Below are 18,913 nucleotides of genomic sequence, written 5' to 3'. Positions count from 1 at the left end.
GCGCTCAACCGGCTTGCGAGGCCGCCTCCCGGCCCCGCGCGCCGCCCAGCTTCTCCCGTGCTTCGGAATACTCCTTCCTCACCTCAAGCCACTCCTTGAGCATCTTGCCGGCGGCGAACAGGAACAGGCCGTGCGCGGTGGTGATCTCCACGCCGACGAGATCTTCCAGCATGGTGTCGAACAGTTCGAGCACCGCGCTCAGCAGAAGCACCGCGGACAGCGCGACCTGAAGCAGAGACGGGCAGCGTGACAGGAGTTTCATGGCATCTCCAACGGTCGGAAGGCAAAAGGCCATCTATGCCATAAGCCCGACGCGCCAGGGAGGTGAGGTGTGAAAAAAGCGAGGCTTTAAACGATGGCGAGCACCAGCGCCCAGCCCAGCACGACGAGGTTGACGGTCAGCGTGACCGCCATGCCCGGCGCCCGCACATAGGGGTGGATCAGGTAGCCAGCCCAGAACAGCAGGCGGCCCAGCACGAACAGCGCGGTCGCCAGCCGGGCGAAGCCCAGGTCGGGCAGCGGCATCTGCGCCACCAGCGCCGCCAGGGCGGGCACGAAGACCAGCGTCTGCTCCACCGTGTTGGTCAGCACGCGCTGGCTGACCCGGTAGAAGCGCGACTCGGCGTCGTCGATGGGGTTCAGGGCGACGGAGCGGGCGCGGGCGACCAGCACCCCGCCCACCGTCAGGAACAGCACCAGCGCCGGCCACAGGGAGAGCCGCCCCCAGAAGGCCATGCGCGCGCCCGGATCGGCGACGCCGGGCGGCGGCGCGAACAGCGGGGGCAGCAGCCACAGGGCCAGCAGGGCCACGGCCACCACCGCGAGGTTGACGGTGGCCGCCAGACGCAGAAGACGGGTCTTGGAGGGACGGGTCTCCGGGCCGGCGGCCATGGCGCCTTACCCCAGGCCCTTCTGGCCCATGTCGAGGAACTTCTGGCGGCGCTGGGCGCGGATCGCCTCGCCGTCCAGCCCGTCGAGATCGCCCAGCGACTCCTCGATGGCGTCGCCGAGCGCCTTGACGGTCTCCGCCGGGTCGCGGTGGGCGCCGCCGATCGGCTCGCTCACCACCCGGTCGATGACGCCGAGTTCCTTGAGATCGTGGCTGATCAGGCGCAGCGCGACGGCGGCCTCCCCGGCCATGTCGGGGTTGCGCCACAGGATCGACGCGCAGCCCTCCGGCGAGATGACGGAGTAGATGGCGTGCTCCAGCATCAGCACCCGGTCGGCCGTCGCGATGGCGATGGCGCCGCCGGACCCGCCCTCGCCGATCACCGCGGCCACCATGGGCACGGTCAGGCGCAGGCAGCGCTCGATGCTCTTGGCGATGGCCTCGGCCTGGCCGCGCTCCTCCGCCTGGACGCCGGGGAAGGCGCCGGCGGTGTCGACCAGCGAGACGACCGGCAGCGAGAAGCGGTCGGCGAGGTCCATCAGGCGCTGGGCCTTGCGGTAGCCCTCGGGCTTGGCCATGCCGAAGTTGTGGCGCACGCGCGTTTCGGTGTCGTGGCCCTTCTCCTGCCCGATCACCACGACCGAGCGGCCACGAAAGCGGCCCAGCCCGCCGATGACCGCGCGGTCTTCGGCGAAGCCGCGGTCGCCGGCCAGCGGCGTGAAGTCGTCGATCAGCCCCTTCACATAGTCCAGACAGTGCGGACGGTTCGGGTGGCGGGCCACCTGCACCTTCTGCGCCGGGGTGAGCTTCGCGTAGGTCTGCCGGAGGAGCTTGTCGACCTTGGTCTGCAGCTTCGACACTTCGTCGGCGATGTTGATGTCGCCGGCGTTGGTCAGGTGGCGCAGTTCCTCGATCTTGCCTTCAAGCTCGGCGATCGGCTTTTCGAATTCCAGGAAGGTTTGCATGCCGGAAGGATCACGGACCGAATAGGATAGGACGCGGACGTCGCGGACCGGCCTTGGTACCACGGTGCGCGGCGGCGATGCCACAGCTTATCGCGCGAAACGCCGGCCAAAACTGACCAGAAGCACGCCCAGGACGATCACCGCCGCGCCGCCCCACACCCAGGGGGAATAGCGCTCGCCGAACAGCAGCGTCCCGGTGCCCAGCCCGACGGAGGTCGCCACGTAGCCGATCTGGCTGAGATAGACCGGGCCGGCGACGACCTGAAGCCGGAAATACAGCACATAGGTCAGCGCCGTCACCGCGATTTGGAGCAGGGCGAGCCCGGGTGCCCGGCCCAGCGCCGGCAGCTCCGCCACCGCCCCGGTGCCGAGCAGGGCCAGCGCGACCCAGCTCGCCCCGCCCAGCATGGTCCCCGCGGCCAGCGCCACCGGCTGGCCGCCCGGCGGCCAGGCCACGGTGCGGTAGACGTTGCCCGCCGCGACCGCGGCCGGCATGACGAAGGCCAGCGCCATCCAGCCCGCCAGATCGGGCGAGGGCAGGCTGCCGCGCGGCCCGACGATCATCAGCGCGCCGACGAATCCGAGCAGGATGCCCGCCACCCGCCCGCGGTCGGGCGTCTCGATCCGCACCGCCACGGCCATCAGCAGCGTCAGAATCGGCGGCAGCGTGTAGACCACCGCCGACAGCCCGGCCCCCAGCCAGGGCATGACGAAGAACAGCACCACGTTGGGCAGCGCCATCGACAGCAGCCCCGACACCGCGAAATAGCGCAGGTACCGCCCGGTCAGGGACATCGGTTGCCGTTTGAAACGCGCCAGCCCGGCCAGGATCACGCCGGCGCCCAGCATCATGGAGAAGGCCCAGGGCAGCGGCGGCACGCCGGCCGCCTGCGCGATCTTGGTGACCGGAAAGATCACCCCGATCAAGCCGCCGACCAGAAGCAGCAGCGCGAACGACTCGGCCCCGCGCGAGGCCGGCGGGACGGTGGAGGGGGTGGACACGGGAACGGAACCTCTGGCTCAGGACGCGGGCAGGCCAGCGAACATGGCGAAGCCCCCGCCTTTTGCCAAGCCGGTCGGGCAGGCTGGAAACGCGCCTGAGTGTTGCCCCCACCCCGGCCCTCCCCCGCTATCGCGGGAGAGGGTGCCTTACGCGAAGCGGCGTCCGTCCCCTCCCCTGCGAAGCGGGGGAGGGTTAGGGTGGGAGCCCGTAGGTAAGAGTCCAGAGAGGGCTTCACGCCCCCTGCGCGACAATGTGGTCGTAGGCCGGCAGGGTCAGGAAATCCACGAAGTCGTCGCGCTCCACGAGGTCGCGCAGCATCACCGCGGCGTCCTCATACAGCCCCCGCTCGAAGGCGCGGTCGCCGACGCGGGCCTTCCAGGCGGCCAGCTCCTCGGCGATGGTTTCGTCCACCAGTTCCATGGTCACCGGTCGCCCGTCGTCCAGCGCGGCGCCGTGATGGACCCACTGCCAGAGCTGGGTGCGGCTGATCTCCGCGGTGGCGGCGTCCTCCATCAGGTTGAACAGCGGCACGCAGCCGACGCCGCGCAGCCACGCCTCCAGATAGCCGATGGCGACGGCCACGTTGTTGCGCAGGCCGCGCTCGGTCTTCGGCCCCTCCGGCACGGCCAGCAGGTCGGCGGCGGTTACGCTAACGTCGGCCCGCTTGCGGTCGATCTGGTTTGGCTTGCGCATGTAGGCGTCGAAGACCTCCCGCGCGACGGGGACGAGGCCGGGATGAGCCACCCAGGTGCCGTCATGGCCGTTGGACACCTCCCGCTCCTTGTCGGCGCGGACCTTGGAAAAGGCGGTCTCGTTGGCCGCGGGATCGTCCTTCACCGGGATGTAGGCGGCCATGCCGCCGATGGCCGGGGCGCCGCGGCGGTGGCAGGTCTTGACCGCCAGCAGGCTGTAGGACTGCAGGAAGGGCGTCGCCATCGTCACCTCCGCCCGGTCGGGCAGGACGGCGGCGGGATCGTTGCGGAACTTCTTGATGAAGCTGAAGATGTAGTCCCAGCGCCCGCAGTTCAGACCGGCGGAATGGTCGCGCAGCTCGTAGAGGATCTCGTCCATCTCGAAGGCGGCCAGGATGGTCTCCACCAGCACGGTGGCCTTGATCGAGCCATGCGGGATCTTGAGATAATCCTCGGCGACCGAGAACACCTCGTTCCACAGCCGCGCCTCGAAATGGCTTTCCAGCTTCGGCAGGTAGAAGTAGGGGCCGGAGCCGCGGGCCAGAAGCTCCTGCGCGTTGTGGAAGGCGTAGAGGGCGAAGTCGAACAGCGCGCCGGACACCGGTTCGCCATCGAACCGGACGTGCTTCTCCGTCAGATGCCAGCCGCGCGGGCGGACCTTGAGGACGGCGGTCTTGTCGTTCAGCCGGTACTTCTTCCCCGACGCGGGATCGTCGAAGGCGATGGTCCGGCGCACGGCGTCGCGCAGGTTGGCCTGCCCCTCGATCAGGTTGGCCCAGGACGGGCAGCTCGAATCCTCGAAATCCGCCATGAACACCTTCGCGCCGGAATTCAGCGCGTTGATGATCATCTTGCGGTCCACCGGCCCGGTGATCTCCACCCGGCGGTCGAGCAGGTCGTGCGGCAGCGGCGCGATGGTCCAGTCGGCCTCGCGGATGGCGCGGGTTTCCGGCAGGAAGTCCGGCTTGTGGCCTTGGTCGATCAGCGCCTGCCGCTTGGTCCGCACGTCGAGCAGGCGCAACCGCTCCGCCCCGAACCGCCCCTCCAGTTCCGCCAGGAAGGCCAGCGCCTCCGGCGTCAGGATCGCCTCGAAGCCCGGCGTGAGCGGACCCAGGATCTCAAGCCCGGAGATGGTCGTGGCCATGCGGTTCCCCCCTGTTCGCTGCAAGGGCGGTCCGACGCACCCGCGCCGGTCACCCCATTGGAACAAGGGCTATACCACAGTGGGAGGAGCGGCCAAAGCCGCATCGGCATTATGCGAAAGGAAAAACCCACACATACGCAACACTATTGCGTACGAATGGTTTTTCGCCGGGCCAGCGGGTGATGCTCGTGCACGACCTGTTTCAGCCGCTCCGACACCACATGGGTGTAGATCTGGGTGGTGGCGATGTCGGCGTGGCCCAGCATCTTCTGAACCGAGCGCAGGTCCGCACCGCGGTCGAGCAGATGCGTGGCGAAGGCGTGGCGCAGCACGTGGGGGCTGACCTTTTCCGGGTCGATGTTCGACTCGATGGCCAGCTCCTTCAGAAGCTGGGCGAATCGCTGGCGCGTCAGGTGCCCGTTGGTGGAACTGCGCGAGGGGAAGAGGAAGGCGATCGGCCCGTTTTCCCGCCCGGCCAGGATGAAGTGGCTCCGCCAGGGCAGATAGGCGGCCAGAGCGGCGGACGCCGGTTCGGACAGCGGCACCATGCGCTCCTTCCCGCCCTTGCCGCGCACGATCAGGCCGCGCCCGTCGCGCAGGATGGCCGCCATCGGCAGGCCGACCAGCTCCGACACGCGCAGGCCGGTGGCGTAGAGCACCTCCAGCAGCGCGACCAGCCGTAGCCCTTCCGGCCCGCCGCGGGTCTGGGCGGAGTCGATCATGCGGGTGACCTCCTCCACCGTCAGGATCTTGGGCAGGGGGCGGCCCTGCTTGGGGCTGTCGAGCGCCGAGGCCGGGTCGTCCGCCCGCCGCCCTTCCGAGACCAGGAAGCGGTAGAACTGGCGCATCGCCGACAGGCGGCGGGCCAGCGTGCGCGGCGCCGGCTTCTGCCCGCCCTCGACATACTGGAAGGCGAGGTAGGCGCGCAGATCCTCCGTCCCCGCCTTGTCCAGCGGCTGGCCGCGCTGGGCCAGCCAGAGGGCGAGGTCGGCGAGGTCGCGCTCGTAAGCCATGCGGGTGTTGAGCGCCGCGCCGCGCTCCGCCGTCAGCATGTCCAGGAAGGCGTCGACATGGGGCGAGGCCGCGATCGGGCGCGGTTTGCAGGGGCGCCCGCGCCGCTTCGGCTGGGCTTTCGGCAGGGGTGTCTTGGGCATGGGACTCATCCGGCCAGGGCCGCAGCGGCTTCACGGGCGATGGCGCGGGCATCGCTGTCCAGACCCACGGCGCGCAGGGCGCCGACCACCCGCGCCACCACCGCGGGCGGCGTGCCCGCCGGCCCGGCGTTGCCGAGCAGCAGCAGGGCGGCCAGCGCCGTCTCGCCGACGCGCCGGTCGGCGGCGGCCTCGACCAATCGCTGCCACAGGGCGGGGTCGGCGGTGGGAGGACGGGCGTCCGCAGGCGTCGGGGCTGAGAGGGTGGAGGCGGTCTCTTCGGGGTCGGCGGTCTTGCGCCACGCCTCGTCCGGCACGGCGACACCCATCGCCTGAAGCAGAGCCAGTTGCCCGGCGACACGGCCACGGGCCTCCAGATCGGCGCCGCGCAGCGACTCGTCCAGCCAGCCGGCGAGGCCCAGCGCCCCGCCGCCCGGCGGCGGACCCAGCGCGATGACGGCGAGCGGCCACAGCCGCGCCACCTCCGCCGTGGGACGGCTGCGCAGGGCGAGGTCGTACCAGCGCTTGCCCTTGTCGGCCCGGCCCAGCGCGAAGCAGAGCCGCGCGGCGGCGGGGGCCAGGGCGGCGGCGTCCGGAGTCGGCGACAGGGTGTCGAGCATGTCCGCCACCACCGCACCCACCGGCCCGGCCAGCATCGGCGGATCGAGAAGCTCCAGCGCCAGCCCGGCCAACTCCACCCGCCGCCCGCCGCCCATGGCGCCCAGCATGGCCTGTTGCACCAGCGCGCGGGTGCGGGCGGTGCGGTCGCGGGCCGCGGCGTCCTTCAGCCGCAGAAGCTCGTCGCCCTTGGCCGGCGCGGCGCGGTACGCCTCCTCCAGCCGGCGGGAGTCGAGGAAGAGGGCAACGGCGGCGCGCTCCGCCGCCGTCACGCGGGTGGCCGGGTCGGCGGCGGTGTTGGTCGCCACGGCGGCCAGACGGGCCGGATCGGCCAGCGACAGAACGTCCGGCGGCACCCCGGCCTGGAGCGTCCGCAGGGCGGCCAGAGTCAGCGGGCTGGGGTCCTTCAGGCTGCGCAGCCGCGGTGGCGGGCCGCCGGCCATCGCCTCGGCCACCCGCAGGAAATCGGGATCGCCGCCGGGCTGCTCCCGCAGCATGTCGAGGGCGAGGTCGTCCCCCGCCGGACCGGCGCCGGCTTCCATCGGCGGAACCCCGCCGACCCGCCCGGCGCGCAGGCGGCAGAACAGATCCACCCGCTGCCAATAGGGACCGGAGAAGGGCTTGGCGCGCTCCATCGCGGCGGCGCAGTCCAGCGGGCCGGCGAGCAGTTCGGCGTCGGTCAGGGCGCGGGCGGCGGCCTCGTCGGCCATCATCGCCTCGGGCAGCAGCGCGGCGAGGTCGGCGGCACCGCGCGGGTCGCCCATGGCCGCCAGCTTCTCCACCCGCAGCGCGCCGAAGCGCCGCGCCGGTTCGGGCGCGCCCGGCGCAGCGGCGGGCGAGCCGCGGCTGAGCAGCAGACGGCGCTGCAGTTCCTTCACGGCGGGCGACGGGGTGAGGATGGGCAGTTCCGGCAGCAGGGCCAGCACCTCGGCGCGCGGGATGCCGCGCCAGGGGTCACCGCCCAGCCCGGCGGGTCCCTCCAGCGGGCCGGCCCCGTCGGGGTCCAGCGGCCCCAGCGTCTCCACCGCGATGGCCGAGGGCGGCGCCACGGTGGGCACCACGTCGAAGGACGGCGTATGGGCGGGCGGCGTCGGTGACAGCGGAGCGGCGGACGGTCCCGGCGACGCCAGCGGATCGTCCAGCACCCGCCCGGCCCCACGCTCGACATCGGGGACGGCCATCCTTTCCGGCGGCGGAAACAGGCGGATCGGCGGCCCGGAGGGTACGGCCTGGGCATAGGCTTGGGCCAGCGCCGGCCTTGCCGCTCCCATCAGGGCGCCGGACAAAGCCAGGGACAGAGGGGCCAGCCCGAGAGAAGCGGCGGCAAATATGGAAACGGCGCCGGCCCCGGCCCTTCCGCCCCGTGGCGGAGCGGCGAACCGGCGGCGGCGCCCGTCGGCGTCCCCGGCGTCAGCGGGGGAACCGCTCATCCGGAATGACCTTTTCCACCGTCTTGGACGGCGCCGGCATGTCCCAGGAGGCAAGGAAGGCCATGCCACCCCCGATGACGAAGAGGAACAGGACGAAAAGAATGGAAATAACCCGGCTCATGGCGATCGGAGTCGTGTTTCTGTGGAAGGAACGGCGGCGCTGTATCACGGTCTGCGTCCGTGCGGCTTGGGACAAGGGTGCGCTTTCATGCTAATCATCGCACACCGTCCGCACCGCTGGCCCGATGGCCGATGAACGCAGGACGTACCACTTTAGCCACGGGGGCGCTGCTGCGCAACATGCGGAGGCCCCTGCGACCGAATCGAACACTGGCACACCGGTACCGCACCAGGCCGGAACCGCATCAGGAAAGTCCACAGCACCATGACCGCCCGCCTTCCATCGCAGGGACAGCCGCCGAACCCGTCGAAGACCCTTCCGAGGACGGTGGTGCTGGTCGGCCTGATGGGCGCCGGGAAGAGCGCGATCGGGCGGCGGCTGGCCGCGCGGCTGCACCTGCCCTTCGTCGACGCCGACACGGAGATCGAGACGGCGGCGGGCTGCACCATCGCGGAAATCTTCGCCCGCGACGGCGAGGCGGTGTTCCGCTCGGTGGAGCGGCGGATCATCACCCGGCTGCTGACCGAACAGCCGGTGCACATCCTGGCGACCGGCGGCGGCGCCTTCATGGACCCGGAGACCCGCGCGGCCATCCGCGCCCACGGCCTGTCGGTCTGGCTGCGCGCCGAGCTGGACGTGCTGCTGGCCCGCACGGCGCGGCGCACCCACCGGCCGCTGCTGAACGCCGGTGATCCGAAGGAGATCCTGAGCCGGCTGATGACCGCCCGCTACCCCGTCTATGCGGAGGCCGACCTGACGGTGATCAGCGACGAGCGCCCGCCGGAGGCGACCGTGGAGCAGGTGATCGAGGCGCTGGAGGCGCATTTCGGCATCACCCTGCCCCACTCGCACCACCATCATCACCGCCACCCGGCGCACCACCACCACGACAAGCCCTGATCCCGCCATGACCTCCCCAGACACCTCCACCTCAGACACCCCCACCGCCATCGACACCGTCCGCCTCGACCTCGGTCCGCGCAGCTACGACATCCTGGTCGGCGACCGGGTGCTCGACGGCGCCGGACCGCGCATCGCGGCGATCACCGGGGGCAAGGCCCCCATCGTCGTCACCGACGAGAACGTCGCCCCGCTGCATCTGCCGACTCTTGAGCGCACGTTGCGCGAGTCCGGCATCGAGCCGACCCAGGCCATCGTCCTGCCGGCGGGCGAGAAGACCAAGGACATCGCCCATTTCGAACGGCTGATGGACGCCGTCCTGGCGCGCGGGATCGAGCGGTCGGCGGTCCTGCTGGCGCTCGGCGGCGGGGTGATCGGCGACATCACCGGCTTCGCCGCCGCCTCGGCGCTGCGCGGCATCGACTTCATCCAGGTGCCGACCACGCTGTTGAGCCAGGTGGACAGCTCGGTCGGCGGCAAGACGGGCATCAACAGCCCGCACGGCAAGAACCTGATCGGCGCCTTCCACCAGCCGCGTCTGGTCATCGCCGACACCGCCACGCTGGACACGCTGCCGCGGCGCGAGGTGCTGGCCGGCTACGCCGAGGTGGTGAAGTACGGGCTGATCCGCCTGCCCGGCTTCTTCGCCTGGCTGGAGGAGAACGGCGAGCGGGTGGTCGCCGGCGACAGCGACGCCCGCCGCCACGCCGTTACGGAAAGCTGCCGCGCCAAGGCCGCCATCGTCGGCGCGGACGAACGGGAGAGCGGGGACCGCGCCCTGCTGAATCTCGGCCACACCTTCGGCCACGCGCTGGAGGCGGCGACCGGCTTCGGGTCCCGCCTGCTGCACGGCGAGGCGGTGTCGATCGGCATGGTTCTCGCCTTCGACCTGTCGGTGCGGCTGGGACTGTGCCCGGCGGAGGACGCCGAGAAGGCGCGCGCCCATCTGGCCCGCGTCGGCCTGCCGGTCCGTCCCACCGACATTCCGGGCGTGGAGTGGGACGTCGACGGGCTGATCCTGTCCATGGCCAAGGACAAGAAGGTGAAGGACGGGCGCATCGCCTTCGTGCTGGTGCGCGCGCTGGGCGACGCCTTCACCCAGCGCGACGTTGATCCGGCGGTGGTGCGGGCGCTACTGGAGGATGCCGTCGCGCGCTGATGCGGTGCACCATAATCCCTTGACCGTTGTGGCAGCAAACTGTCAGAGTTCACGACAGTTCCGATTCGCGTCCAAGATGCGATGGAGCGCTGCCCCAAAAAGGGAGAATGGACATGCCGAACCGCAAGCTCATCCCCGACGTCATCAAGGATCAGCAGCTCGTCTGCCTGCCCCCGGAGGCCAGCGTCCAGGACGCCGCCGTTCTGATGGCGGAACGCCGCGTTGCCGCCGTCCTGGTCACCCAGACCCAAGTGAAAGGGGGCCGGTCGCTGAAGGGCATCTTCACCGAGCGCGACCTCGCCAGCCGCGTCGTCGCCGCGGGCCGCGATCCCGCGGCGACCCGGCTGGCCGAGGTCATGACCGCTTCTCCCGACACGCTGGGACCGGACGCCCACGCCTATGAGGCGCTGGACCTGATGGAGCGCCACCACTATCGCCACCTTCCCGTCACCGCGAACGGCGAATCGGACGGCATGGTGATGGGCATCGTCTCCATCCGCGATCTGTTCGCCGTGGTCCGCGCCCATCTGGAAGACGAGATCCGCGACCGCGAGGCCTTCATCTTCGGGTCGAACTACTCCGCCAGCGTTCCCCCGTAACCACAGGGGACGTAATGCTGCAATGCGGCGAAGCCGGCTTGACCTGAACGCTGGCCCCACCGATATTCCCGGGTACACCCCAACAAACCGGCCGTCCGAACTAGGCCGAACGTCAGAGAGTCCCATGCCACTGTCCGAACCCGCCGCGCGCGAACCGATCCACACCCGGGAAGTCACCTGCCGGGGCTATCGGCGGACCGATGGGCTGTGGGACGTCGAAGGCCATCTGACCGATGTGAAGAGCTACGCCTTCCACACCGAACAGCGCGGCCAGATCCTGCCTGGCGACCCGGTGCACGGCATGTGGCTTCGCCTGACGGTGGACAACGACCTGACCGTCCAAGCGGTCGAGGCGGTGACGGAGAAGAGCCCCTACCGCACCTGCGGCTCCGTCACCCCCAATTTCCAGCGGCTGGTCGGGCTGAAGATCGGGCCGGGCTGGACCCGCGCGGTGAAGGAGCGGCTGGGCGGCATCCAGGGCTGCACGCATCTGGTGGAGCTTCTGGGGCCGATCGCCACCACCGCCTTCCAGACCATTTACCCCATCCTGGCGCGCGAGCAGGCCGAGAAGGCCAGGGCGGCCGGCGGCGGCGAGGCGGGCAGCAAGGAGGACATGCTGCGCACCAAGCGTCCGGTGCTGCTGAACACCTGCCACATCTTCGACAGCAACGGCGAGGTCGTGCGGAAGAACTGGCCCGACCACTACACCGGCGACCGCCCGCGCGACGCCGCGGACTGAGGGGGGAGCACTCGATTTGGGCGGGGACGCAAGCAGAAGCGAGCGGGCTCCACCCGCTTCGAACACGGCACCCCCTGACGCAACACAAAGGGCGCGCCCCCGCGGACGCGCCCTTTTCTCTTCCCGAATCGGAACGGTCAGGCCATCACGCTTCCAGCGCGGACCGCAGACCCTCGCTGGGTGTGGCCGGCTTTGCCGTCGGTGGCAAGGCGGAGGCCGTGGTGACCGCTCCACTCTCCGGCTGGTCCAGTTCGTCCAGCGGCGGCAGGTCGAAGGGCGTGCCGACGAAGGGATCGCCACCGCCATGCCCGGCCTGGACATGGCCGTCCTCGGTGCAGGCCCGGCGGAAATAGGCCGCGATGAAGACACGGACCGCCGAGGTCAGGGTGACCTCCGCATTGTCCGCGCCCGGGCCGCGCCGCCGGATCTGCTCGTCCAGCCGGTCCTTGATCAGGGTGCAGAGGCCGTTGACCGTCAGTCCCTCGCGGCGGGCGATGTCCTCCAGAGCGTCCCACATGGTCGGCTCCAGACGCATGCTCGTGCGGCGCCCGGCAATCATGATGTTCATGCTCTTCAGCGGTTCCACACACGCGTTGGGATTCACTGTTAACCGCTTCTTCGGCCCGCGCTTCGCCATACGCCGCCCTTTCCACGAACCCGCCGGACGACGCGCGAAAAGTGCATCGCCCACGGCGCATTGATTGGTTGCATGCGCTGCACTCTACTAAATACAGCGAGAATTGCAACCACGGCAGCGCTCCAATTATGTTTGAAGATGGAAAAGAACCTCTAGTAGTTGCATGCGTATGTATGCATTTGCAGGTGGCGCTTTTCCCTTGCTGCACGGGCGGCGGCCGGGCGTTCTAGTCGGCGTTGCTGTCAGCGAGCCTCCTCGGGCGTCAGCGTGGTCAGGCCGAGGGCATGAACGCGCTCCGCCATTTCTTGAGCCAGCAGACCATAGACCAGCCGCTGGCGCTCCACCCGCGACTTGCCGGCGAAGGCGGCGGAGACGATGGTGATGTGGAAATGCGTCTCGCCTTCCGGGTGGGCACCGCCATGGCCGGCGTGCCGGCCGGAGTCATCCTGGATGTCGAGCCGCTCGGGGGCCAGCGCGTCGGTCAGCTTCCGGCGCATGCGGGTGGCGTATTCCATTGGGGGGCCTCACTGGTTTGGGCTGGGTCTGATCCTGGATTGAGGTGACGGCGCGGCCCCGCTCCCGTCAAGACGCCAATGCCGCACACCGGCCATTTTCCGCAGTCCGGCACCGCCCCCTTGCGTGCGCTTGCCAGAATGGGTGCCTCTTCCCATACTTCGCACATGAGCAAGCCACGCACCCGCTACGACTTCAGCCGCTACGACCAGCCGCGCACCGCCGTGCGCGCCTGCGATCATCCGGGCTGTGCCGGCGAGGGTGAGTACCGGGCGCCGAAGAGCCGCCGGCAGCTCAACGACTACTACTGGTTCTGCCTGGACCATGTGCGCGAATACAACCGCGCCTGGGACTATTACGCCGGCATGAAGCCCGAGCAGATCGAGGCCGAGGTCCGCCGCGACACCACGTGGCAGCGGCCGAGCTGGCCGCTCGGCTTCTGGGGGGTGCAGGAGAAGTTCCTGCGCGACCGCGCGATGCACGGTTTCAGCTTCGAGTTCGGGCGCGAGGCCGGCAAGGACCAGTCCGAGGAGAGCAAGCAGCGCCGGCAGGCCGCCCGCAGCGCGGAGGAGGAGGCGCTGGTCGTCCTCGACCTCGCCCCGCCGGTGGATTTCCCACGCATCAAGGCGCGTTACCGCGAGCTGGTGAAAATCCACCATCCCGACGCCAACGGCGGGGACAAGGCGGCCGAAGAAAAGTTGAAGGAGATCAATCAGGCCTACAACACGCTGAAAGCCTGCTATGGTGCGTAACCCCGACGGTTGGCCGGACCAGATTGGCCGGGCGGCCCCGACAACAGACACGTTGGAACGATAAGAACCTCCCATGCCTTCTCAAGGAGCCACCCAGGCCAGCTCGGCCCTGTTCGATCACGTTCCCGACATCACCCTGTCGGTGCGTCAAGTGTTCGGCATCGACAGCGACATGCAGGTGCCGGCCTTCAGCCAGCGCACGGAGCATGTGCCGGACATCGACGAAGCCTACCGCTTCGACCGCGACACGACGCTCGCGATCCTGGCGGGCTTCGCCTACAACCGTCGCGTCATGGTCCAGGGCTATCACGGGACCGGCAAGTCCACCCACATCGAACAGGTGGCCGCGCGCCTGAACTGGCCCTGCATCCGCATCAACCTGGACAGCCACATCAGCCGCATCGACCTGATGGGCAAGGACGCCATCGTCCTGCGCGACGGCGTTCAGGTGACGGAATACCGCGAAGGCATCCTGCCCTGGGCGCTGCAGCACGCCTGCGCGCTGGTCTTCGACGAGTATGACGCGGGCCGCCCCGACGTGATGTTCGTGATCCAGCGCGTGCTGGAGGTGGAAGGCAAGCTGACCCTGCTCGACCAGAACCGCGTCATCCGCCCGCACCCGGCCTTCCGCCTGTTCGCCACGGCGAACACCGTCGGGCTGGGTGACACCACCGGCCTTTACCACGGCACGCAGCAGATCAACCAGGGCCAGATGGACCGCTGGAACATCGTGGCGACGCTGAACTACCTGCCGGTGGACGCCGAAGTGAAGATCGTCGCTTCCAAGGTGCCGGAATACGACAGCGAGGCCGGCCGCAAGACCGTGGCGTCGATGGTGCGCCTGGCCGACCTGACCCGCGCCGGCTTCATCAACGGCGACATCTCCACCGTGATGAGCCCGCGCACGGTCATCACCTGGGCGCAGAACGCCAACATCTTCAACGACATCGCCTTCGCGTTCCGGATCACCTTCCTGAACAAGTGCGACGAGGTGGAGCGGCCGACCGTCGCCGAATACTACCAGCGCTGCTTCGGCACCGAGCTGCCGGAGACCGGGGTGCAGGCGAATCTGGTGTGACGGGGGCGAGCCGAGGGAAAGGCCGGCAATGGGTTACATCGAGGTCGGACCGAACGGGGAACTGGCGTTGCCGCAGGATCTGCGCGAGCGGCTGGGCGTGAAGCCCGGCGACCGCGTCGAGCTGATCCTGCGCGACGACCGCAGCGTCGTGGTCAGGCCCCGCCCCCACAGTCTGGACGATCTCATCGGCAGCGGGGGCACGTTCACGCGCGTCCTGTCCCAGGAAGAAATGGACGACGCGATCCGCCGGCGCATGGCGGAACGGCATGCCGGACCACAGGACCGGACGTCGTGATCGGATTGGACACCAACGTCCTGCTTCGGCTGGTGGTGGAGGACGATCCGGACCAAGCCGCCAAGGCGCGGACCGCCGTTCGTGCCCTGGTTGCCAACGGCGAGGTTTGCTTCGTCGGCGACATCGTCCTGTGCGAGTTCGTCCGGGTTCTGGAGGGCGTCATGCGCCGGGACCGTGAGACCATCGCGCGCATCCTGGACCTCATCCTCGACAACGCGGACATCCGGGTGGAAAGCGAAGACGCCGCGCGGGTTGCCCTGGCCCTGCACCGGCAAGGCTTCGACTTTTCCGACGCCCTGCTCGGCCTCCGCAACCGGGACGCCGGCTGCGCCGCCACGCTGACGTTCGACCGCAAGGCAGCCAGGCTGCCGGAATTCCAGATTTTGAGCTGACAGCCCGCCATGACCGACCGTGAAAATCCCGTCGAGGCCTTCAAGCGCTCCACCGCCGCCGCGGTGCGGGCCCTCTCCCGCCGGGCCGACGTCCAGGTGGGCTTCTCCACCGAGCCGCCCGGCGTCGCCGGTCTGCGCGTGCGCATCCCCACCCCGGCGCGCGACCTGAACCCGCACGACGTCGCCACGCTGCGCGGCGCCGCGGATGCCGTGTCGCTGCGGCTGCGCTTCCACGACAACGCCATCCATCTCCAGCGCATGCCGCTGGGCGACAGCGCCCGCGCCGCCTACGACGCGCTGGAGCAGGCCCGTTGCGAGGCCCTGGGCGCCAGCCACATGCCCGGCGTCGCCGCCAACCTGGAGGCGGCGCTGGACGAGCGCTACCACAAGCAGGGCTTCGAGCGGCTGGAGGAGCGCGAGCAGGTTCCCCTGCCCGAGGTGCTGCGCCTGATCGCCCGCGAGGCGATGACCGGCGCCGCCCCGCCCCCCGCCGCCGAGCACGCGGTCAGCCTGTGGCGCGGCTGGATCGAGGAGCGGCTGGGCAAGGACCTGCACGGGCTCGCCGGCCACATGGCCGATCAGGACGCCTACGCCCGCGCCGTGCGCAAGCTGCTGACCGAGCTGGACATGGAGGTCGGCAACGACCCCGACGAGCCGCAGGAGCCGGAGGAGGACGAGCGCGACTCCGGCGAGAACGAGAACGAGCCGAACAAGGGCCAGACCCAGGGCGAGGACGACACCCAGAGCCAGGCCGAGTCGATGTCCTCGCAGGAGACGCAGGAGTCCGACCAGGGCGAGCAGGCCGAGGAGGGCACCGGCGAGGAGGGCGACACCGAGATGGGCCAGGGCGAAGGGGCGGAGGAGCCCGCCGGCCCCGGCCAGCCGTGGCGCCCGGAGGCCAGCCGCCGCAACGAGCCCGACCCCAACGCCTACAAGCCCTTCACCACCCGCTTCGACGAGGTGGTCGACGCCGCCGAACTGTGCGACCCGGAGGAGCTGGCCCGGCTGCGCCACATGCTGGACCAGCAGCTCGTCCATCTCCAGGGAGTGATCTCCAAGCTGGCCAACCGCCTGCAGCGCCGTCTCCTGGCGAAGCAGCAGCGGTCCTGGGAGTTCGACCTGGACGACGGCATCCTCGACGCCGCCCGACTGGCCCGCATCGTCGTGAACCCGGTCCTTCCCCTCTCCTTCAAGAAGGAGAAGGAGATGGACTTCCGCGACACGGTGGTGTCGCTGCTGATCGACAACTCCGGCTCGATGCGCGGGCGTCCGATCTCCATCGCCGCGATGAGCGCCGACATCCTGGCCCGCACGCTGGAGCGCTGCGCGGTGAAGGTCGAGGTGCTGGGCTTCACCACCCGCGCCTGGAAGGGCGGGCAGGCGCGCGAGCATTGGATCTCCTCCGGCAAGCCCGCCAACCCGGGCCGCCTGAACGACCTGCGCCACATCATCTACAAGGACGCCGACCAGCCCTGGCGCCGCGCCCGCAAGAATCTCGGCCTGATGCTGCGCGAAGGCATCCTGAAGGAGAACATCGACGGCGAGGCGCTGATGTGGGCGCACAACCGCCTGATCGGGCGGCCCGAGCAGCGGCGCATCCTGATGGTGATCTCCGACGGCGCGCCGGTGGACGATTCGACCCTGTCGGTCAACGCCGGCAACTATCTGGAGCGGCACCTGCGGCAGGTGATCGAGTACATCGAGACCCGCTCGCCGGTGGAGCTGGTGGCCATCGGCATCGGCCACGACGTGACCCGCTATTACCGCCGCGCCGTCACCATCGTGGACGCCGAGCAGTTGGGCGGCACCATGATGAACAAGCTGGCCGAGCTGTTCGACGAAGACGACCGCCGGGGCCGCAGCGGCTGGCGCTGAGGCCGGACCGCGGACCGGAAACGACAACGGCGCGGATCACTCCGCGCCGTTTTTTTTATCGATGCCGTCCGGTTCGTCCGGTCACTGCAGGCTGCGCTGCATCTCTTCGAAGTTGCGCGAGAAGCCGTTCAGCGGGAAATCGATGTCGCGCTTGCCGGCGCGCAGGAAGTTCACGCGGACCAGCACCGTGGAGCCGTTGCGGAACTGGTCGACCACGCGGCCCGACACGAAGTTCGGGAACATGCACATGTTGAGCGTGGCGATCTGCGTCTCGATGCGCGGTTGGCGGTCGACGCGGATGGCGCAGTTGTCGATCATGCCCTGGCTGGTCGTCAGGAACAGGTGGTAGTCGTTGCCGGTCGGGATGACGCTCAGCGCCACGAAGCCGACCTCCTTGCCGTCGTCGAACAGCCGGTAGTTCATCAGCCGGCAGACCTTGGTGTCGGTCATACGGTCGATCTCGCAGCGGCTGGTCCAGGCGCCTTCCGGGCCGTACTCGGCGGCGGATTTGGAGAAGTCGACGGCGGAGGCCGGCGTGGCGGCCAGCGCGGACAGCAGCGCCGCACCAAAAGCGAAAAGACCTGTCCAACGCATCCTGACGCTCCCCATCTGTCGCCCCGATCGGCCGCTCACGATCCCGCCCGACGGCGGGTATTGCGAAGGGATTATAGGCATACCCCAAAGACGAACAAGCCTTTACACCTTTGGTTGGCGCCTTAGCCCCCATTGATCGCTCTGGTCCGCATCCTTTTTGAATATTGAGAACGGTTATCGTTCACGCTTGACACCCTGGCTCCTGAATGGTCAAGTCGGCGCATGAGAACGCTTCGCAATTGCGGGCGCGAACAGACAAGAATTCGGGAGTCATGAGGATGCACATCGGATCGCGCGGTGTCTTTGCCGCCACCTTCGCCGCGACGCTGCTGGCCATGACGGGCCTCGCCAACGCCGCTGAGGTGAACATCTACTCCGCGCGCCATTACGATGTGGACAAGGACCTCTACGACGCCTTCACCAAGAAGACCGGCATCAAGATCAACGTCATCGAGGGCAAGGAAGAGGAGCTGATCGAGCGGATGAAGACCGAAGGCGGCAACAGCCCCGCCGACGTGTTCATCACCGTCGACGCCGGCCGCCTGTGGCGCGCCCAGGAGGCCGGTCTGCTCCAGCCGACCCGCTCCAAGGTCATGGAGGAGGCCATCCCGGCCCACCTGCGCGAGCCGGAAGGCCATTGGTTCGGCATCTCCAAGCGCGCCCGCATCCTGGTCTACAACAAGGCCTCGGTGAAGCCGGACGAGATCAAGACCTACGAGGAACTGGCCGACCCGAAGTGGAAGGACCGCGTCCTCGTCCGCTCCTCGACCAGCGTCTACAACCAGTCGCTCGTCGGCTCGCTGCTCGCCGCCCATGGCGAGAAGGCGACGGAGGAGTGGGCCAAGGGCGTCGTCGCCAACATGGCGCGCAAGCCGCAGGGCGGCGACACCGACCAGATCAAGGGCGTGGCCGCCAACGAAGGCGACGTGGCCGTGACCAACACCTACTATTTCGCCCGCATCGCCTCCTCCTCCAAGCCGGAGGACAAGGCCATCGCGGAGAAGCTGGGCGTGATCTTCCCCAACCAGGGCGACCGCGGCACCCACGTGAACGTCTCCGGCGCCGGCGTCATGAAGAACGCGCCGAACAAGGAGCAGGCCGTCCAGTTCCTCGAGTATCTGGTCAGCCCCGAGGCCCAGAGGATGTTCACGGAAAAGAACTACGAGTATCCGATCGTCGCCGGGGCCGAGACCGCGCCGGTGCTGATCTCCTGGGGCAAGTTCAAGGAAGACCCGCTGAACGCCGCCGTCTACGGCAAGAACAACGCCGAGGCTCTGAAGATCATGGATCGCGCCGGCTGGAAGTAAGCCACCGTCCGGCGTAACGAAGGGGCGCGTCCCAGCGGTGGAGACGCGCCCTTTTCATTT

At 69.3% G+C, this 18,913-nt stretch carries 21 protein-coding genes; 10 read left to right on the top strand and 11 right to left on the bottom strand.

All coding sequences use genetic code 11. The annotated features are described in order from the left end of the window. Nucleotides 1–4 precede the first annotated feature (4 nt). The 8 genes from H0B54_RS01380 to H0B54_RS01345 all read right to left on the bottom strand — a co-directional run bounded on the left by H0B54_RS01380 (nt 5) and on the right by H0B54_RS01345 (nt 8,061). Entirely contained in the window at nt 5–262 is a 258-nt protein-coding gene (locus H0B54_RS01380; RefSeq protein WP_188258941.1) for a hypothetical protein, read from the bottom strand. 86 nt (nt 263–348) lie between these two features. Next, nucleotides 349–891 (bottom strand): MAPEG family protein, encoded by a 543-nt coding sequence (locus H0B54_RS01375; protein ID WP_188258940.1) that lies wholly within the window; start codon nt 889–891, stop codon nt 349–351. A 6-nt stretch (nt 892–897) separates the two neighbouring features. Then, nucleotides 898–1,854, bottom strand: a complete 957-nt coding sequence (locus H0B54_RS01370; RefSeq protein WP_188258939.1) for an acetyl-CoA carboxylase carboxyltransferase subunit alpha — start codon at nt 1,852–1,854, stop codon at nt 898–900. A gap of 87 nt (nt 1,855–1,941) precedes the next feature. Then, nucleotides 1,942–2,856, bottom strand: coding sequence for an EamA family transporter (locus H0B54_RS01365; protein ID WP_188258938.1), 915 nt, complete (start codon nt 2,854–2,856; stop codon nt 1,942–1,944). Between the two features lie 232 nt (nt 2,857–3,088). Next, nucleotides 3,089–4,693 carry a malate synthase A gene (gene aceB / locus H0B54_RS01360; protein WP_188258937.1) on the bottom strand — a complete coding sequence of 535 codons (1,605 nt, stop codon included), beginning with the start codon at nt 4,691–4,693 and terminating at the stop codon, nt 3,089–3,091. Between the two features lie 143 nt (nt 4,694–4,836). After that, nucleotides 4,837–5,856 carry a site-specific tyrosine recombinase XerD gene (gene xerD, locus H0B54_RS01355; protein ID WP_188258936.1) on the bottom strand — a complete coding sequence of 340 codons (1,020 nt, stop codon included), beginning with the start codon at nt 5,854–5,856 and terminating at the stop codon, nt 4,837–4,839. Then, nucleotides 5,853–7,892: a hypothetical protein gene (locus H0B54_RS01350; protein WP_211109104.1), complete on the bottom strand. Its 2,040-nt coding sequence runs from the start codon at nt 7,890–7,892 to the stop codon at nt 5,853–5,855. Before H0B54_RS01350 ends, xerD begins: the two co-directional genes overlap by 4 nt. Beyond that, nucleotides 7,873–8,061 carry a hypothetical protein gene (locus H0B54_RS01345; RefSeq protein ID WP_237904351.1) on the bottom strand — a complete coding sequence of 63 codons (189 nt, stop codon included), beginning with the start codon at nt 8,059–8,061 and terminating at the stop codon, nt 7,873–7,875. The genes H0B54_RS01350 and H0B54_RS01345 overlap by 20 nt, the downstream gene beginning before the upstream one ends. Before the next feature lie 216 nt (nt 8,062–8,277). Here H0B54_RS01345 and H0B54_RS01340 point away from each other — a divergent pair, with 216 nt between their 5' ends. From H0B54_RS01340 to H0B54_RS01325, 4 genes are all read left to right on the top strand, one after another. After that, complete coding sequence (locus tag H0B54_RS01340) at nt 8,278–8,913, top strand: shikimate kinase (RefSeq protein WP_188258935.1); 636 nt, start codon at nt 8,278–8,280, stop codon at nt 8,911–8,913. Nucleotides 8,914–8,920: 7 nt separating this feature from the next. Next, the gene (gene aroB / locus H0B54_RS01335) at nt 8,921–10,072 is read left to right on the top strand and encodes a 3-dehydroquinate synthase (RefSeq protein WP_188258934.1); all 1,152 of its coding nucleotides are present in this window, start codon (nt 8,921–8,923) and stop codon (nt 10,070–10,072) included. A gap of 113 nt (nt 10,073–10,185) precedes the next feature. Continuing rightward, nucleotides 10,186–10,671: a CBS domain-containing protein gene (locus H0B54_RS01330; RefSeq protein ID WP_094302010.1), complete on the top strand. Its 486-nt coding sequence runs from the start codon at nt 10,186–10,188 to the stop codon at nt 10,669–10,671. A gap of 124 nt (nt 10,672–10,795) precedes the next feature. After that, a complete protein-coding gene (locus H0B54_RS01325) occupies nt 10,796–11,410 on the top strand; it encodes a DUF2889 domain-containing protein (RefSeq protein WP_094301718.1) in 615 nt (204 codons plus the stop codon). 145 nt (nt 11,411–11,555) lie between these two features. Here the strand turns inward: H0B54_RS01325 and H0B54_RS01320 are convergent, their stop codons facing one another. Together H0B54_RS01320 and H0B54_RS01315 are read right to left on the bottom strand one after the other, a co-directional pair. Continuing rightward, entirely contained in the window at nt 11,556–11,978 is a 423-nt protein-coding gene (locus H0B54_RS01320; protein WP_246472202.1) for a ribbon-helix-helix domain-containing protein, read from the bottom strand. A gap of 311 nt (nt 11,979–12,289) precedes the next feature. Continuing rightward, the gene (locus H0B54_RS01315; protein WP_094301716.1) at nt 12,290–12,562 is read right to left on the bottom strand and encodes a BolA family protein; all 273 of its coding nucleotides are present in this window, start codon (nt 12,560–12,562) and stop codon (nt 12,290–12,292) included. Between the two features lie 165 nt (nt 12,563–12,727). Between H0B54_RS01315 and H0B54_RS01310 the strand changes: the two genes are divergently transcribed. The 5 genes from H0B54_RS01310 to cobT all read left to right on the top strand — a co-directional run bounded on the left by H0B54_RS01310 (nt 12,728) and on the right by cobT (nt 16,952). Further along, entirely contained in the window at nt 12,728–13,312 is a 585-nt protein-coding gene (locus H0B54_RS01310) for a J domain-containing protein (RefSeq protein WP_038525925.1), read from the top strand. A gap of 73 nt (nt 13,313–13,385) precedes the next feature. Then, entirely contained in the window at nt 13,386–14,390 is a 1,005-nt protein-coding gene (gene cobS, locus H0B54_RS01305; protein ID WP_014239256.1) for a cobaltochelatase subunit CobS, read from the top strand. Nucleotides 14,391–14,418: 28 nt separating this feature from the next. Beyond that, nucleotides 14,419–14,685, top strand: a complete 267-nt coding sequence (locus tag H0B54_RS01300) for an AbrB/MazE/SpoVT family DNA-binding domain-containing protein (protein ID WP_188258933.1) — start codon at nt 14,419–14,421, stop codon at nt 14,683–14,685. Next, complete coding sequence (locus tag H0B54_RS01295) at nt 14,682–15,077, top strand: PIN domain-containing protein (RefSeq protein ID WP_188258932.1); 396 nt, start codon at nt 14,682–14,684, stop codon at nt 15,075–15,077. Before H0B54_RS01300 ends, H0B54_RS01295 begins: the two co-directional genes overlap by 4 nt. A 9-nt stretch (nt 15,078–15,086) precedes the next feature. After that, complete coding sequence (gene cobT / locus H0B54_RS01290; protein ID WP_188258931.1) at nt 15,087–16,952, top strand: cobaltochelatase subunit CobT; 1,866 nt, start codon at nt 15,087–15,089, stop codon at nt 16,950–16,952. A gap of 81 nt (nt 16,953–17,033) precedes the next feature. Here cobT and H0B54_RS01285 read toward each other — a convergent pair whose 3' ends face one another. Further along, nucleotides 17,034–17,546: an invasion associated locus B family protein gene (locus H0B54_RS01285; protein ID WP_094301712.1), complete on the bottom strand. Its 513-nt coding sequence runs from the start codon at nt 17,544–17,546 to the stop codon at nt 17,034–17,036. 278 nt (nt 17,547–17,824) lie between these two features. Between H0B54_RS01285 and H0B54_RS01280 the strand changes: the two genes are divergently transcribed. Beyond that, nucleotides 17,825–18,853, top strand: a complete 1,029-nt coding sequence (locus tag H0B54_RS01280) for a Fe(3+) ABC transporter substrate-binding protein (protein ID WP_188258930.1) — start codon at nt 17,825–17,827, stop codon at nt 18,851–18,853. Nucleotides 18,854–18,913: the final 60 nt, after the last annotated feature.

The organism is Azospirillum tabaci (assembly GCF_014596085.1).
GTDB lineage: Bacteria > Pseudomonadota > Alphaproteobacteria > Azospirillales > Azospirillaceae > Azospirillum > Azospirillum tabaci.
Note: the sequence above shows the minus strand (reverse complement) of the source record. Positions and strands in the feature narration are given on the sequence as shown.

What these genes read in the sequence shown, in the direction of transcription:
- H0B54_RS01375 (WP_188258940.1), bottom strand. Translation starts at nt 891, where the DNA reads ATGGCCGCCGGCCCGGAGACCCGTCCCTCCAAGACCCGTCTTCTGCGT.
- H0B54_RS01315 (WP_094301716.1), bottom strand. Translation starts at nt 12,562, where the DNA reads ATGGAATACGCCACCCGCATGCGCCGGAAGCTGACCGACGCGCTGGCC.
- H0B54_RS01350 (WP_211109104.1), bottom strand. Translation starts at nt 7,892, where the DNA reads ATGAGCGGTTCCCCCGCTGACGCCGGGGACGCCGACGGGCGCCGCCGC.
- H0B54_RS01285 (WP_094301712.1), bottom strand. Translation starts at nt 17,546, where the DNA reads ATGCGTTGGACAGGTCTTTTCGCTTTTGGTGCGGCGCTGCTGTCCGCG.
- H0B54_RS01370 (WP_188258939.1), bottom strand. Translation starts at nt 1,854, where the DNA reads ATGCAAACCTTCCTGGAATTCGAAAAGCCGATCGCCGAGCTTGAAGGC.
- aroB (WP_188258934.1), top strand. Translation starts at nt 8,921, where the DNA reads ATGACCTCCCCAGACACCTCCACCTCAGACACCCCCACCGCCATCGAC.
- cobS (WP_014239256.1), top strand. Translation starts at nt 13,386, where the DNA reads ATGCCTTCTCAAGGAGCCACCCAGGCCAGCTCGGCCCTGTTCGATCAC.
- H0B54_RS01300 (WP_188258933.1), top strand. Translation starts at nt 14,419, where the DNA reads ATGGGTTACATCGAGGTCGGACCGAACGGGGAACTGGCGTTGCCGCAG.
- H0B54_RS01340 (WP_188258935.1), top strand. Translation starts at nt 8,278, where the DNA reads ATGACCGCCCGCCTTCCATCGCAGGGACAGCCGCCGAACCCGTCGAAG.
- H0B54_RS01280 (WP_188258930.1), top strand. Translation starts at nt 17,825, where the DNA reads ATGCACATCGGATCGCGCGGTGTCTTTGCCGCCACCTTCGCCGCGACG.
- H0B54_RS01330 (WP_094302010.1), top strand. Translation starts at nt 10,186, where the DNA reads ATGCCGAACCGCAAGCTCATCCCCGACGTCATCAAGGATCAGCAGCTC.
- H0B54_RS01310 (WP_038525925.1), top strand. Translation starts at nt 12,728, where the DNA reads ATGAGCAAGCCACGCACCCGCTACGACTTCAGCCGCTACGACCAGCCG.
- H0B54_RS01320 (WP_246472202.1), bottom strand. Translation starts at nt 11,978, where the DNA reads ATGAACATCATGATTGCCGGGCGCCGCACGAGCATGCGTCTGGAGCCG.
- H0B54_RS01380 (WP_188258941.1), bottom strand. Translation starts at nt 262, where the DNA reads ATGAAACTCCTGTCACGCTGCCCGTCTCTGCTTCAGGTCGCGCTGTCC.
- xerD (WP_188258936.1), bottom strand. Translation starts at nt 5,856, where the DNA reads ATGAGTCCCATGCCCAAGACACCCCTGCCGAAAGCCCAGCCGAAGCGG.
- aceB (WP_188258937.1), bottom strand. Translation starts at nt 4,693, where the DNA reads ATGGCCACGACCATCTCCGGGCTTGAGATCCTGGGTCCGCTCACGCCG.
- H0B54_RS01325 (WP_094301718.1), top strand. Translation starts at nt 10,796, where the DNA reads ATGCCACTGTCCGAACCCGCCGCGCGCGAACCGATCCACACCCGGGAA.
- cobT (WP_188258931.1), top strand. Translation starts at nt 15,087, where the DNA reads ATGACCGACCGTGAAAATCCCGTCGAGGCCTTCAAGCGCTCCACCGCC.